Annotated in this window: 15 protein-coding genes; 10 read left to right on the plus strand and 5 right to left on the minus strand. The window is 68.1% G+C overall.

Annotated features, from left to right (window positions below):
• The first annotated feature begins 145 nt into the window (after positions 1-145).
• From AC07OX_RS10120 to AC07OX_RS10155, 8 genes are all read left to right on the plus strand, one after another.
• Entirely contained in the window at positions 146-1,210 is a 1,065-nt protein-coding gene (locus AC07OX_RS10120; RefSeq protein ID WP_495260455.1) for a ThuA domain-containing protein, read from the plus strand.
• Positions 1,211-1,299: 89 nt separating this feature from the next.
• Positions 1,300-3,525 (plus strand): outer membrane protein assembly factor BamB family protein, encoded by a 2,226-nt coding sequence (locus tag AC07OX_RS10125; RefSeq protein ID WP_159277666.1) that lies wholly within the window; start codon positions 1,300-1,302, stop codon positions 3,523-3,525.
• A 36-nt stretch (positions 3,526-3,561) separates the two neighbouring features.
• Positions 3,562-3,636: a pyrroloquinoline quinone precursor peptide PqqA gene (pqqA, locus tag AC07OX_RS10130; protein WP_013539171.1), complete on the plus strand. Its 75-nt coding sequence runs from the start codon at positions 3,562-3,564 to the stop codon at positions 3,634-3,636.
• Between the two features lie 57 nt (positions 3,637-3,693).
• Positions 3,694-4,614, plus strand: a complete 921-nt coding sequence (pqqB, locus tag AC07OX_RS10135; RefSeq protein WP_495260454.1) for a pyrroloquinoline quinone biosynthesis protein PqqB — start codon at positions 3,694-3,696, stop codon at positions 4,612-4,614.
• A gap of 7 nt (positions 4,615-4,621) precedes the next feature.
• Positions 4,622-5,368, plus strand: a complete 747-nt coding sequence (gene pqqC, locus AC07OX_RS10140) for a pyrroloquinoline-quinone synthase PqqC (RefSeq protein WP_495260453.1) — start codon at positions 4,622-4,624, stop codon at positions 5,366-5,368.
• Positions 5,365-5,634 carry a pyrroloquinoline quinone biosynthesis peptide chaperone PqqD gene (gene pqqD / locus AC07OX_RS10145; RefSeq protein WP_070059765.1) on the plus strand — a complete coding sequence of 90 codons (270 nt, stop codon included), beginning with the start codon at positions 5,365-5,367 and terminating at the stop codon, positions 5,632-5,634. Before pqqC ends, pqqD begins: the two co-directional genes overlap by 4 nt.
• On the plus strand, positions 5,612-6,790 hold the full coding sequence (pqqE, locus tag AC07OX_RS10150; protein WP_495260452.1) for a pyrroloquinoline quinone biosynthesis protein PqqE: 1,179 nt from the start codon (positions 5,612-5,614) through the stop codon (positions 6,788-6,790). The genes pqqD and pqqE overlap by 23 nt, the downstream gene beginning before the upstream one ends.
• A 12-nt stretch (positions 6,791-6,802) precedes the next feature.
• Entirely contained in the window at positions 6,803-7,735 is a 933-nt protein-coding gene (locus AC07OX_RS10155) for an alpha/beta fold hydrolase (RefSeq protein WP_495260451.1), read from the plus strand.
• On the opposite strand, the gene AC07OX_RS10160 is transcribed toward AC07OX_RS10155, so the two are convergent.
• Genes AC07OX_RS10160 through AC07OX_RS10180 form a run of 5 tightly spaced genes read right to left on the minus strand, consistent with a single transcriptional unit; the run spans position 7,716 to position 12,440 of the window.
• Positions 7,716-9,122, minus strand: a complete 1,407-nt coding sequence (locus tag AC07OX_RS10160; RefSeq protein WP_495260450.1) for an ELWxxDGT repeat protein — start codon at positions 9,120-9,122, stop codon at positions 7,716-7,718. The genes AC07OX_RS10155 and AC07OX_RS10160 overlap by 20 nt on opposite strands.
• 4 nt (positions 9,123-9,126) lie before the next feature.
• The gene (locus AC07OX_RS10165; protein ID WP_062476564.1) at positions 9,127-10,407 is read right to left on the minus strand and encodes a TRAP transporter large permease; all 1,281 of its coding nucleotides are present in this window, start codon (positions 10,405-10,407) and stop codon (positions 9,127-9,129) included.
• Positions 10,404-10,970, minus strand: coding sequence for a TRAP transporter small permease (locus AC07OX_RS10170; RefSeq protein WP_062476567.1), 567 nt, complete (start codon positions 10,968-10,970; stop codon positions 10,404-10,406). Before AC07OX_RS10170 ends, AC07OX_RS10165 begins: the two co-directional genes overlap by 4 nt.
• Positions 10,967-11,428, minus strand: coding sequence for a type II 3-dehydroquinate dehydratase (locus tag AC07OX_RS10175; RefSeq protein WP_062476570.1), 462 nt, complete (start codon positions 11,426-11,428; stop codon positions 10,967-10,969). The genes AC07OX_RS10170 and AC07OX_RS10175 overlap by 4 nt, the downstream gene beginning before the upstream one ends.
• A 28-nt stretch (positions 11,429-11,456) precedes the next feature.
• Positions 11,457-12,440: a TRAP transporter substrate-binding protein gene (locus tag AC07OX_RS10180; protein WP_495260885.1), complete on the minus strand. Its 984-nt coding sequence runs from the start codon at positions 12,438-12,440 to the stop codon at positions 11,457-11,459.
• Between the two features lie 196 nt (positions 12,441-12,636).
• Here AC07OX_RS10180 and AC07OX_RS10185 point away from each other — a divergent pair, with 196 nt between their 5' ends.
• Positions 12,637-13,419, plus strand: coding sequence for an IclR family transcriptional regulator (locus tag AC07OX_RS10185; RefSeq protein ID WP_062476577.1), 783 nt, complete (start codon positions 12,637-12,639; stop codon positions 13,417-13,419).
• Positions 13,420-13,466: 47 nt separating this feature from the next.
• Positions 13,467-14,486 (plus strand): TRAP transporter substrate-binding protein, encoded by a 1,020-nt coding sequence (locus AC07OX_RS10190; protein WP_495260449.1) that lies wholly within the window; start codon positions 13,467-13,469, stop codon positions 14,484-14,486.

Raw genomic sequence — 14,486 nt, forward strand, 5'->3', positions numbered from 1 at the left:
CGGCGGACGACGAGTTCTTTCTTCGTTCCCGCCGGCAATTTCCGTCACTCCCACGTCTGCGCCTGCCGCCACCCGCGGCGCAGCGACACGTGCTGGGCGCGTGCGCCCGTCCGATTCCGCCATTGACCACCAAGAGGAGACTCCGTTGACACATCCCAGATCCATTCCCTTCGGACTTGCATCGGCCGCCGCGCTCGCGCTGGCATTGACTGCCTGCGGTGGAGGCGACGGCGGCGGCGGCGCGGCCTTGCCGTTCCTGCCCGTGGCGCCTGCGCCTGCTGCATCGGCGCCGCCGCCCGCACCGACCGACGAGGTGCCGGCCACGCCCACCGAACCGGTGGCCGAGGTCGACGACAGCTTCGACGAGTACTACAACGTCTGCCGCGGCACCAACCCCAAGTGCTACAACGACTGGGGCGCCTTCGCCAGCACGCCCGACCGCGTGCTGATCTACTCGCGCACCGCCGGCCCGCGCCATGCCGTGCTCGGCACGCCGATGGCGGCCGGCCTGAACCCGACGATGAACACCGACAACGTGATGCAGGCAGGCCTCGTGCGCATGCTGTCCGCCGAGGGCATCACGGTCGACTGGACCGAGGACGTGGCCGTGCTGGGCAGCCGCATCAACAACTACAAGGCGATCATCTTCGCGAGCTCGAACCGCGACACCTTGTGGAACGGCGCCGTGAGCACCAGCCAGGATGCCGCCCGCACCGCACTGCGCAACTACATGCGCCGCGGCGGCGGCTTCGTCGGCCTGCACAACGCCTTCGGCGCGGAATACAACTGGCCCTACTACGAAGGCCTGCTGGGCAACGCGAACTTCTACAACCACGGACCGAACCGCGCGGGCGACGTCGAGATCGTCTCGGACGACCCTTCGACGAAGGACGTGCCCAAGCGCTTCTCCTTCCAGGACGAGTGGTACAACCTGATGCCCTTCCCGACGAAGGTGAAGTTCCTGGCCAAGGTCGACACCTCGACGCTGAAGCCGCTCACCTCCGCGCCGCATCCCGGTCACGCCGACTTCCATCCGGTCGCCTGGTGCCAGTACTACGACGGCGGTCGCGCATGGCTCACGACCCTCGGGCACAACGCGCACTCGTTCACCGCCGACCTGTCGGGCGTGGGCGCGATCGAGTTCCAGAAGCTCGTCGTGCAAGGCGTGAAGTCGGCGATGGGGCTGACACCTTTCTGCACCACTGAATAACCACGACCTCCCGGGGCCGGTGCGGCGCCGTGCGCGCCACCGGTCGTTTCGAACATCCCTGTTCCAACGTTCACCGAGTAGAGACATCCATGAAGAAAAAATCATTGGTCACGCTGCTGATCTCGTGCGGCGTGCTTGCATCGCCGTTGCTGATCACCGCCTGCGGCGGCTCCAGCGGCGGTGGCGGCACGCCCGTGCTGCCCGTCGTGCCGGCCCCTGCGCCGTCGCCGTCTGCCGGCACACCGCCGCCCGCATCGCCACCGGCCGCCGCCGCACCCGCGGCCGACCTGTCGGACTGCTGCACCGCCGGCGACAAGGACTTTCCGAAGGTTGGCGGCAATCTGGGCAACCAGAACTATTCGAGCCTGCGCAAGATCAACAAGGGCCTGGTCACGCAACTGGGCGGCGCCTGGGTCAACCAGATCGAAGGCGGCATGACCACCGGCAACAACCAGAGCACCACCGTCGTCGTCGACGGCGTGCTCTACATCGAGTCCGCACTGGGCAACGTGGTCGCGGTGGACGGCAAGACCGGTGTGACGAAGTGGAAGTGGACCACGCCCTACGGCAGCATCACCCGCCGCGGCGTGGCCGTCGCCAAAGACCTGGGCCTGGTGTTCACCGTGGCCACCGGCAACCGCCTCGTGGCACTGCGTACCGACACCGGCGCTGTCGAGTGGATCAAGCAGTACCCGACCAGCAGCACCGATCCCGACTACAAGGGCGCGCTGCAGAAGGTCGCGCTGGTCTACCACGACAAGCGCCTGTACCTGGGCACCAACGACGGCAACCGCGGCGCCGCGTTCTCGGCCGACGCACTCACCGGCAAGGTGCTGACCACCTTCTGGGGCGTGCCCCGCGCGGGCGAGCTGGGCTACGACACCTGGGGCGGCGCCCCCGACACGGCACGCACCGGCGCCACGCCGTGGATCCATCCCGCGGTCGATCCCGAGCTGGGCCTGGTGTACTGGACCTTCGGCAACGTGCGCGGCGGCTCGTCGCAAGACGGCTCCTCGCGCCCGGGCCAGAACCTGTTCGCCAATTCCATCGTCGCGCTCGACCTGAAGAGCGGCGAATACAAGTGGCACTTCCAGTCGGTGCACCACGACATCTGGGACATGGACAACGTGATGTCGCCCGTGCTCGCCGATGTGAAGATCGACGGCAAGGACCGCAAGGTCGTCATCTACGGCAGCAAGACGGGCATGTACTACATCCTCGATCGCAAGGACGGCAGCGCGCCGCTGGGCATCGACGAAGTGCCCGTGAAGCAGGACGCCCGCCAGGCCAGTTGGCCCACGCAGCCCCTGCCGCGCCAGGGCGCCTGGACCGAGACCTGCATCGTCGACCAGCCGCTGGGCACGGCCATTCCAGGCGACCCCAACCGCGCGGTGCCCAACTACACGAAGGGCTGCCTGTACGACGCGCACTGGGACGTGCCGATCCTGTCCATTCCGGGTCATGGCGGCGGTGCCAACTGGAACCACCAGTCCTTCAGCCAGCGCACGGGCCTGGTCTACACGGGCATGGGCTACGTGTCGGCGGCGCACTCGCTCAGCGAGTCGAGCAACGGCCTGCGCCCGCCGGGCACCTACATGACCGGCGCGGTCGTGGCGGTCGACCCGAGCACCAACCTCGTCAAGTGGAAGAAGCCGCTGCCGTACTCGGTGGCGCACGGCAACGGCATCCTGAGCACGGCCTCCGACCTGCTGTTCATCGGGCAGCCCGACGGCAACCTGCTGGCGCTCGACGCGCAGGACGGCACCGAGCTGTGGCGCTTCCAGACCGGCGCGGCGATCAGCGCGAGCCCGGTCTCCTACGAGATCGACGGCGAGCAGTACATCGCGGTGTTCTCGGGCGGCACCAGCATTCCGTACGGCGACTCGGCCCCGCGCGGCGACCGGCTGTGGGCCTTCAAGGTCGGCGGCGCGGTGACCGCGGCCGCCACGCCGACACCGCCCGTGGTACGTCGGCCCGTGTCGGGCGCGGCGGTGGAGGGCGCGGCACTGCCGACGCCGAACACCGTGTTCCTGGCGCGCGTGCAGACGGCGGCGAACGAGCCGGGCGCGACCGAATCGACGGCCGTCAATGCCATGACGCCGACCTTCATGCGCGTGCCCGTCAACACCGCCGTGACCTTCACCAACCCCGCAGCCAACGCCAACACCCACTGCGCCACGCAGTTCTTCGAAGGGCGGTTCAATTTCAGGCTGACCCCGGGCCAGTCGCAGACCCACACCTTTGACACGCCGGGCGAATACTTTTACAACGACTGCCATAGCCCGCGCCCGACGGGAAAGATCGTCGTCTATTGATATGTCCTCAACCCCAACCACTGAAGGAGCAATGCGATGAAATGGTGCAAGCCTGAGTTTGAAGAAATGCGTTTCGGTTTCGAAATCACGATGTACATCTCCGCTCGCTGAGCGCGCAGACCCACGGCACCGGCCTTGCGCCGGTGCCGTGTTTTTTGTTGGGCCCCCATGAAGATTCTGGTGCTGGGTTCGGGAGCGGGCGGTGGCTTCCCTCAATGGAATTGCAATTGCCGCCTGTGCGCCGGCCAGCGAAGCGGGCAGGTGCGGGCCACGCCCCGCACGCAGAGTTCGATCGCCGTGTCGGCCGATGGTGAACGCTGGATTCTGCTGAATGCCTCCCCCGACCTCGGTGCGCAATTGCGCGCCTCGCCGGCCCTGTGGCCGCGCCACGGCCTGCGCCATTCGCCGATCGAGGCGGTGGTGCTGATGGACTCTCAAATCGACCACGTCGCAGGCCTGCTGAGCCTGCGCGAAGGGCAGCGGCTGCAGCTGTACTGCACGCCCGAGGCCCATGACGACCTGAGCGGCAGCCTGCCGCTGTTGCGCACGCTCGACAGCTACTGCGGCGTGACCTGGCACCCGTTGTCGCTCGAGCCCGGCGGCGGTGCCTGGCACGACATCGCCGGGCTGCGGCTGCAGGCCGTGCCGGTGCCCGGCAAGGCGCCGCCGTATTCGCCGCGCCGCCAGACCGAGGCGCGCAGCGAGAACGCCGCGGTGCTCATCGAAGACCCCACCACCGGCAAGCGCGTGCTCTACGCGCCGGGCCTGGCGCAGGTCGGCGAGGCCGAGCGCCGCAGCCTCGACGCCTGCGACTGCGTGCTCGTCGACGGCACCTTCTGGACCGAGGACGAAATGGTCGCGGCCGGCCTGGGCAAGAAGCACGCAGCCGACATGGGGCACCTGCCGCAATGCGACGGGCCGCACGGCCCCGGCATGCTGCAGGCGCTCGACGCCTGCGCGGCGCGGCGCAAGGTGCTCATCCACATCAACAACAGCAACCCCATCCTGGACGAAGACGGCCCGGAGCGCGCGCAGCTCGTGCGCCGCGGCATCGAGGTCGCGTTCGACGGCATGGCCCTGGAGATCTGAACACGTGATGCAACAGCAACGGCAAGAGACACAAGACCCATGGTCCCCGCAGGAGTTCGAAGCGAGGTTGCGCGCCATGGAGTCGCGCTACCACAGCCACCACCCGTTCAATCGCCGGCTCAACGCGGGCGAGCTGCAGCCCTTCCAGGTGCGCGGCTGGGTGGCGAACCGCTTCTACTACCAGTGCCGCATCCCGGTGAAGGACGCCGCCGTTCTGTCCAACTGCGACGACCGCGCCACGCGCCGGCGCTGGGTGGTGCGCATGCTTGACCACGACGGGCACGGCGACCATGAAGGCGCCAACGCGGGCGGCATCGAGATCTGGACCCGCCTGGGCATCGCCACCGGCCTGGCGCGCGAGGTGCTCGAGTCGCACGCGCTCGTCGTGCCCGGCGTGCGCTTCGCGGTCGATGCCTACGTCAACTTCGCGCGCACGGCGCCGTGGCAGGAGGCGGTGATTTCATCGCTCACCGAGATGTTCGCGCCGCGCATCCACAAGGACCGGCTCGCGGGCTGGCCCACGCACTACCCGTGGATCGACACCTCGGGCCTGGACTACTTTCGCAGCCGCATTCCACTGGCCGACCGCGACGTCGAGCACGGCCTCGAAGTGGCGATGCAGTGGTGCACCACGCGCGAGCGGCAGCAGCGCGCGCTGCACATCCTGGGCTTCAAGCTCGACATCCTCTGGGCCATGCTCGACGCGATCGAGAAGGCCTATCCCGACGACCTTCCGAAAGAACAGCAGCCATGACCGCATGGACCGACGATGCCCAGCCGGCGCTCACCTCGATCTACCGCATGCAGTGGGAAGAGGCGCAGCAGTGCCACGTGCTGCTGTTCCCCGAGGGCATGATCAAGCTCAACGGGCCGGCGGCCGAGATCCTCCAGCGTTGCGACGGCAAGACCTCGGTGGCCGCACTCGTGGCGGACCTGGAGCGCACCTTCGGCGAGAGCGACCTGCATGCCGACGTGCTCGAATTCCTGGAGCAGGCCCATGGACGCCACTGGATCCGCTGAGGTGCAAGCCCGCGCACCCCGCGCGGTCGCCAAGCCGCCGCTGTGGCTGCTGGCCGAGCTGACGTACCGCTGCCCGCTGCACTGCGCCTTCTGCTCCAACCCGGTCGACTACACGCGCTACCGCGAGGAGCTGGACACGGCCGAATGGATTCGCGTGTTCCGCGAGGCGCGCGCGATGGGTGCGGTGCAGCTGGGTTTCTCGGGCGGCGAGCCACTGCTGCGCGACGACCTGCCGGAGCTGGTCGCGGCGGCGCACGAGCTCGGCTTCTATACCAACCTGATCACCTCGGGCGTGGGCCTCACGCCGCAGCGCGCCGAGACGTTGAAGCGGGCAGGGCTGGACCACATCCAGCTGTCGTTCCAGGACTCGAGCCGCGAGCTCAACGATTTCCTCAGCTCCACGAAGACCTTCGACCTCAAGCAGCGCGTGGCCCGCACCATCAAGGACCTCGGCTACCCGATGGTGCTGAACTGCGTGATGCACCGCTACAACCTGCCGCACGTGGGCCGGATCATCGAGATGGCCGAGGCGATGGAAGCCGACTTTCTCGAACTCGCGAACGTGCAGTACTACGGCTGGGCCTGGCGCAACCGCGAGATGTTGATGCCCTCGCGCGACATGCTGGCCACGGCCGAAGCGGTGGTAGAAACCCACCGCCCGCGCCTGGACGGCCGCATGAAGATCCTCTGGGTGGTGCCCGACTACGCAGAAGGCAAGCCCAAGCCCTGCATGGCGGGGTGGGGCAGCGTGTTCCTCGTGGTCGCACCCGACGGCGTGGCGCTGCCGTGCCATAGCGCGCGCATGCTGCCCGGGCTCGACTTTCCCAATGTGCGCGAGCACAGCATCCGCAGCATCTGGCAGGAGAGCCCGGCCTTCGGCGCCTACCGTGGCACGGGCTGGATGAGCAGCACCTGCCAGAGCTGCGACGACAAGGAGAAGGACCATGGCGGCTGTCGCTGCCAGGCCTTCCTGCTGACCGGCGACGCGGCGGCCACGGACCCGGTGTGTCCGAAGAGTCCGCGGCATGAGGAGGTGGAGGCGATGGTCAAGGCGGCGGGTGATCCGCGCGACCATGGCACGCCGATCCGCTTCGTGCCGGGCGCGCGGCGTGCGGGTGACCTCGTCTTTCGCACCGACGCGAACGCGCTGAGCTGAGAACACGCGCCAATGACGATCACCCATCGCCTGCCTCTGGACGGCGGGCATGTGATGCACGTCGAGGAGCACGGCAATCCGGCGGGCCTGCCCGTGGTGGTGCTGCATGGCGGGCCAGGCTCGGGCAGCTCGCCGCTGTTGCGCCGGGACTTTGATCCGGCGCATTACCGCATCGTCTGCCCCGACCAGCGCGGCTCGGGCCTCAGCACCCCCACAGGATCGATTGAGCACAACACGCTCGCCGATCTGCTGGCCGATCTGCGTCTGCTGCGCGCGCACCTGCGCATCGATCGATGGCTGGTGGTGGGCGGCTCGTGGGGCGCCACGCTGGCGCTGATGCATGCGCTCGATGCACCGGAGGCTGTGGCGGGCCTGCTGCTGCGCAACGTGTTCCTCGCGCGCCCGGGCGACATCCACGCGCTCTTCGCCGGGGCCCTGCAGCACGACGGCCCCGCATGGCGCGCACTGTGGGACGAGGCCGGGCGCCGGAGATGCCCGGTGACGGTGCCGATCGCCGAGGTCTTCGCGCACGGCACCTGGGAGCAACAGTGCGAGCTGACGCGCCACTGGTTCGACTGGGAGCAGCGCCTCGCCACCGGAAGCACAGCGTCGCCGATCGACGAAGCGATGCTGCCGCGGCTCGTGGCGCGCTACCGCGTGCAGAGCCACTATCTGCGGCACGGCTGCTGGCTCGATGCGCCCTCGTTGTTGCAGCGCTGCGCCGCGTTGCCTGCCGTGCCCACGTTGATCGTGCATGGCACGCAGGACGCGCTGTGTCCGCCCGAGGGCGCGCAGGCACTGGCGCAGGTGTTGGGTGCGCCGCTGCAGTGGGCGCAGGGCGCAGGCCACGACCCGACGCACCCCGCCATTGCCGCGGCCATGCAGCAGGCCTTGCGCGACTACGCGGCCACGCAGGCCTTCGGTGTCAGCGCAGCCGCTCCTTGAGCGGATCGCCGATCAATGTCACCTTGCCGTCCTTGCGATAGGACCACAGGCGGTCGTTGCCATGGCCGTCGTCGGCCACGAAGAGCACGGCGTCGCCGAGCGCGCGAAAGCCCAGCGGCATCGCGTGACGTTCGCCCGCGGCCAGGTCGGCCACAGCGCGCGTGCCGGCGGGCGTGCCGTCGCTGATCCACGGCTCGACGCCCCGGCCACCGCCGCCGTTCGCCGCGAACCACAGGCGCGCCCCGATGACGGCGAAGCGTGCCGGTGAGCCGTTCTCCGCGCCCGGTGCGATGTCCTTCACCCGCACCGTGCCCGCCGCCGTGCCGTCGCTGCGCCACAGCTCCGCGCCCGACACGCCATCGGTCGCGGCGAAGTAGAGCTTGCCGCCCATCACGGCGATCGCGCTCGACATGGAGCCGCCCGGGCCGGGGCGGATGTCCTTCACCAGCGTCGTGCCCTTCGCGGTGCCGTCGGTCTTCCACAGCTCGATGCCGTGCACGCCGTCGTCGGCCGAGAAGTACAGCGTGCGGCCCAGCACCGCCAGGTGCGTCGGCCGCGAGGGCGCGGCGCCCGGGCGCAGGTCTTTCACCAGCTGCGTGCCGTGTGCGGTGCCGTCGCTCTTCCACAGCTCGGCGCCGTGTTCGCCGTCGTGCGCGGTGAAGTAAATGTCGTTGCCCACGGCCGTGAGGTTCTGGATGCCCGCGTCCTCGATGCCCGGGCGGATGTCCTTCACCAGGCGCGTGTGCTCGGGCGTGCCGTCGGTCACCCAGAGTTCGTGGCCGTGCGTGCGCGTGGTCGCGGTGAAGAACAGGCGCGGGCCGGCCACGGTGAGCTGGCGGGTGAGGGCGCGCGGCCCGGCGTCGACGGCGGACACGCGCGTGGTGCCCTTCGCATCGCCCGTGGTCTTCCACACCTGGAAGCCGGTCTGGCCGTCGTCGGCCACGAAGTAGAGCGCGTCGCGGAACACGGTCAGCTCGTTGGGCATCGCGCCTTCTTCGCCGGGGCGCAGGTCGATCACTTGCGTCGTGCCGGCGGCGGTGCCGTCGGTGCGCCACAGTTCGAGCCCGCTCGCGCCGTCGGTGGCCGTGGTGTACACGTGGCCCTTGAACGCGACCTGCCCCGCAGGGAACGACCCCCGGAAGCCCGGCCGGATGTCTTTCAACAGGGTGGTGCCGGCGTCGCTGCCGTCGGTGACCCACAGCTCCTGGCCCGTCGTGACATGGAAGGCGCTGAAGACCATCTTGCCGCTGCCCAGCGGCGCGAGGCCGGAGGGCGCGATGAAGGCCAGCCGCTGGCGCTGCTCGGGCAGCACTTCGCGTTCGGGGTCTTGTGCAGCGGCGGGCAGGGCGGTGAGAAGGGCGAGCGCGGTGAGGAAAACGGCGCGCATCGGCTCAGCCCCCGAACCACCGCGCCGGCACGATCACCAGCTGCGGAAATGCCACCATCACGAACAGGATCGCGAACTCGGCCAGCATGAACGGCACCACGCCGCGCGTGACGTCGTCCATCGAGATCTTGCCGACGCCGGCTACCACGTTGAGCACCGTGCCCACCGGCGGCGTGACGAGGCCGATCGAGTTGTTGATGATGAACAGCACGCCGAAGTACACGGGGTCGATGCCGGCCGCCTTCACCACGGGCATGAGCACCGGCGTGAGGATGAGGATGGTGGGCGTCATGTCCATCGCCGTACCCACCACCATCACGAGCACCATGATCGCGATCATGAGCAGCATCTGGTTGCCCATGAACGGCTGCAGCATGCCCACGATCTTCGAGGGCAGGTCGGCCACCGTGATGAGCCAGGCGCTCACCATCGCCGCGGCGATCAGGAACATCACGATGGCGCTGGTCTTGGCCGCGCTCACGAAGATGGCGTACAGGTCCTTCCAGGTGATCTCGCGGTACACCACCGTCGACACGAACAGCGCGTACACGGCGGCCACCACCGCGGCCTCGGTGGGCGTGAACACGCCCATGCGCAGGCCCACGAGGATGATCACCGGCAGCATCAGCGCCCACAGCGCGTTGCGGAAGGCGGCGGCAATCTCGGCCGACGACTTGCGCGGCGGCGGCACGATCTTTTCGCGCCGCACCAGCCAGGCCCAGGTGATCCACAGCGCGCCGCCGATCAGCAGCCCGGGCACGATGGCCGCGAGAAACAGCTTGGAGATCGACACGTTGGCCGCCACGCCGAAGATCACCAGGCCGATGCTCGGCGGAATCACGGGGCCGATCACGCCGGTGGCCGCAATGAGGCCGGCCGCGCGCGGCTTGTCGTGGCCCGCGCGCACCATCATCGGCAGCAGCAGCGCGGTGAGCGCGGCGGCGTCGGCCACGGCCGATCCCGAGAGCGCCGACAGCAGGCAGCCGGCCATGATAGTCACGTAGCCCAGGCCGCCCTTCACGTGGCCGACCAGCGCGAGCGCGAAGTCGACGATGCGCTTGGACAGCCCGCCCACGTTCATGATCTCGCCCGCGAGCATGAAGAAGGGCACGGCCAGCAGCGGAAAGCTGTCGGCGCCGCCGATCACGTTCTGCGTGAGGATCTGCGCGTCGAACAGGTCGAGGTGCCACATCAGCGCCACGCCGCTGGCCAGCAGCGAGAAGGCGATGGGAATGCCCATCGCCATGGCGAGCAGCAGCGAGCCGACGAAAACAGCGATGGTCATGGCCGTGCCCCCGGTTCCTTGGCGTCTTGCGAACCCAGGATCTGCTGCAGCTGCACCGCTTCTTCCGACTCCTGCACCATCACCAGTTCATGGTCGGCGATGCGGCCCGTGAGCAGGCGCAGCAGGTCGAGTGCCAGGATGAGCCCGGCCAGCACCGAGAACACGATGCCCGCGGCGTAGACGATGGCCATCGACGCACCGGTGACGGGCGCCGTCACGTCCCAGTTGATGCGCGCCTGCGCGATGCTGCCTTGCAGCAGCAGCCAGACGATGTAGAGCATGACTGCATGGCCGACGGCCAGGCAGATCTTCTTGCCGATGGGGGGCAGCTTCTGCACCACCATGTCCACACCCAGGTGGCCGTGCTCCTTCAGCGCCACCACGGCGCCCAGGAAGGTCATCCAGATGAAGAGCCAGCGCGAGATTTCCTCGGACACGGTGATGCCCGAGTTGAAACCGTAGCGCAGCACCACGTTGCCGAACACGAGCACGACCATGACCGCGAGCGCGGCCGCGATCAGCGCCTCGATGCCGGTGCAGCACCGGTCGAGCCAGCGGGTCATGCGGAGGCCTGTGCTTGCGCTTGCGCCTGGCGCTGCATGTCGACCAGCGCGCGCAACGCCGCCAGGTAAGACAGCGGGCCCAGGCCCTGGACCGTGCCCTTCACCGCCGGCGAGATGATCGAATGCGCGCGCCATGCCTCGCGCGCGGCGATGTTGGACATGTGGACCTCGATGGTCGGGAACGGCATGGCCTTGATCGCGTCGTGCAGCGGCACGCCGTGCTGCGTGAGGCCGGCGGGGTTCACCAGCGCGCCCTGCGCATCGTCGATGTGGGTGTGCAGGAAGTCGATCAGGTCGCCTTCGTGGTTCGACTGGATGGTGTCCAGCGTCACGCCGAGTTCGCCGGCGAGGGCCTGCAGCTGCGCGTTGATCTCGGCGAGCGTGGTCTTGCCGTAGATGTGCGGTTCGCGGCGACCGAACAGGTTGAGGTTGGGGCCGTGGAGAACGAGGATCTTCATGGGGAGCTTCGGTGAGGGACGGGCTGGCTTACTTGCGGATGCGCACGAGCTCGTCGTTGTAGAGCTTGACGATGGCGGGGTCGTACTGGGCGGCGAACTTGTCGACGACGGGCTTGGCGATGTCGCGCATGCGCTTCTGTTCGGGAGCACTGAGTTCGTTGAACTGCGCGCCCTTGGCCTGCAGGTCGCCCACGGCCTTCTGCGCGGCAGCGCGGCTCACCTGGCGCTGGTAGCCGCGTGCCTCGTTGGCCGCGTCGTTCATCATCTTCTGCTCGGCGGGCGTGAGCGAGTCCCAGAACTTCTTGCTCACCAGCACGATGTTGGCGGCGTACACGTGGTTGGTGGCGCTGACGAACTTCTGCACTTCGTAGAACTTGTTCGACAGGATCACCGCATACGGGTTCTCTTGCCCGTCGACCGCCTTGGCTTCGAGCGCACCGTACAGCTCGGCGAAAGGCATCGGCACGGGGTTGGCCTTGAAGGCCTTGAAGGTCTCGAGGAACACAGGGTTGGGGATCACGCGGATCTTCAGACCTTCGAGGTCTTCAGGCTTGGCGATGGGGCGCTTGCTGTTCGTCACGTTGCGAAAGCCCAGGTCCCAGTAGCCCAGGGCGACAAGGCCCTTCTCGGGGAGCTTGGCGATCAGAGCCTGACCCAACGGCCCGTCGAGCAGCGCATCCGCCTGTGCGAAGTTGTTCACCGAGAAGGGGAAGTCGACGAGGCCGAACTCCTTGACGATGCCTGCGAGGGACGTGGTGGCCGGTGCCGACATCTGCTGCACGCCGCCCTGCAGGGCCGACTGCTGCTGCATCTCGTTGCCCAGCTGGGAGGCGGGGAACTCCTGGACCTTCATCTTGCCGCCGCTCTTGGCCGACAGCAGTTCGGCAAAGCGCTTGACGCCGAAGCTCACGGGATGGTCGGCGTTGTTCAGGTGGCCGAAGCGGATCACGCGCTCCTGCTGCGCCCACGACGGGGCGGTGAGGCCGGCGCACAGGCCGGCCACGGCAAGCATACGAAGAAGTTTCACGAAGGGTCCTCGGGCGGGAAGGAAGAAAGAGGGAAGGAAAAAATGCCGGACGGAGGCGATCGTATTTTTGTTGGAAAGAATTTCCATAATGGAAATCCCTTCCCCGAGTTCTGCTACGCTGGCGGACCCTGAGTGGCGGGCCGCATCGCCCGCGTTGACGAGACGACATCTGGAGGACGAAATGAGCGGAATACTGGAACGCAGCTTCAAGGTGCTGGAACATCTGGCGGAGCATCCCGAGGGGTGCGCGCTGTCGGCGTTGGCCAGCGAATTGCAGATTCCATTGAGTGCATCGCACCGATTGCTCGCGGAGCTCATCCGCTGCGGCTACGTGCGGCAGGAGGCACGCGACGGCCACTACGTGCTGACCATCAAGCTGGTCTCGATCAGCCTGTCGTTCCTCAGCCGCTCGGGCATCGTCGACATCGCGCAGCCGCTGCTCGACCAGCTGGCCTCGACCTCGGGCGAGCTCGTGCGCCTGGCGGTGGTCGACGGCGAAGACCTGACCTTTGTCGCGAAGGCCCAAGGCGCCACGCATGGCCTGCGCTACGACCCCGACATGGGCTTGTCGGTCGCGCTCTCGTGCAGCGCCGCCGGGCATGCGTGGCTGTCCACCATGGGCGAGGACGACGCGATGGCGCTCGTCGCCAAGAAGGGGCTGGGCAAGCCCGAGGACTACGGTCCCAAGGCCCCCACGTCGCTCAAGGCCGTGATGGCTTTCGTGAAGGCGGCGCGCCAACGCGGCTTCAGCATGATCAACGAAGTGTTCGCCCCCGCGATGACCGCCATGGCCGCGCCCGTGTTCGGCGCTGACGGCACGGCGATCGGGGTCGTCACCATCGCGGGCCCGTCGGTGCGGCTCACGCCGCAGCGGATGGAGGCGCTGGGACCGGCGCTGTGTCAGGCCGCCGAGGAGGTGGCTCGCGCCAGCGGGGCCTCGGCGTTGTTCAAGAAGAGGGCGTAGGCCCTGCCGGTTTCACCACCCCCCAGAAAAGAGAAGGAGACATCACCATGAAGACGAAGCATTCGAAGCGCACCTTGCTGCTGGCCGCCGTGGCGGCGACCCTCGCGTTCGCCGCCCCCGGCGCGTTCGCGCAGCTCAAGGAGCGCACCATCAAGTTCGCGTTCCAGAACCAGGCCGGCCATCCGCAGGCGCAGGGCGCGCAGAAGTTCGCCGACCTCGTGGCCGCGAAGTCGGGCGGCAAGATCACCGTGAAGCTGTTCCCCGGCGGCACGCTGGGCGGCGACCTGCAGACCGTGTCGGCACTGCAGGGCGGCACGGTGGAGATGACCGTGCTCAACGCCGGCATCCTGTCGGCGCAGGTGAAGGAGTTCGCGGCCTACGACTTCCCGTTCCTCTTCAACAGCGGCAAGGAAGCCGACGTCGTCACCGACGGCCCCTTCGGCCAGAAGCTGATGGCCAAGCTGGAGGACAAGGCGCTGCACGGCCTGGGCTACTGGGACCTGGGCTTTCGCAACCTGACGAACAGCAAGCGCCCGATCGTCAAGGCCGATGACATCGCGGGGCTGAAGATCCGCGTGATCCAGTCGCCGATCTACATCGACATGTTCAGCGCGCTGGGCGCCAACGCCACGCCGCTGCCGTTCCCCGAGCTGTACCCCGCGCTCGACCAGAAGGCGGTCGACGGCCAGGAGAACCCGAACACGACCATCCTGTCGTCCAAGTTCGCGGAAGTGCAGAAGTACATCACCCAGACCCGCCACATCTACAACCCGCAGGCGCTGCTGATCAGCCGCAAGACCTGGGACGGCATGAGTGCCGACGAAAAGAAGATCGTCAACGAGGCCGCCGCGGAGGCGACCACGTTCCAGCGCCAGGCCTCGCGCGGCGCCGCCGACAGCGCGCTCGATGCGCTCAAGAAGGCCGGCATGACGGTCTCCGAACTGCCGCCCGAAGAGATGGCGAAGCTGCGCGCCAAGGTGAAGCCGGTGATCGACAAGTACACGGCCTCGGTCGGCGAGGCCACCGTCAAGGAACTGATGGCCGAGATCGAGAAGGCGCGCAAGTAG

Source organism: Variovorax sp. GW821-FHT09D07 (assembly GCF_059416345.1).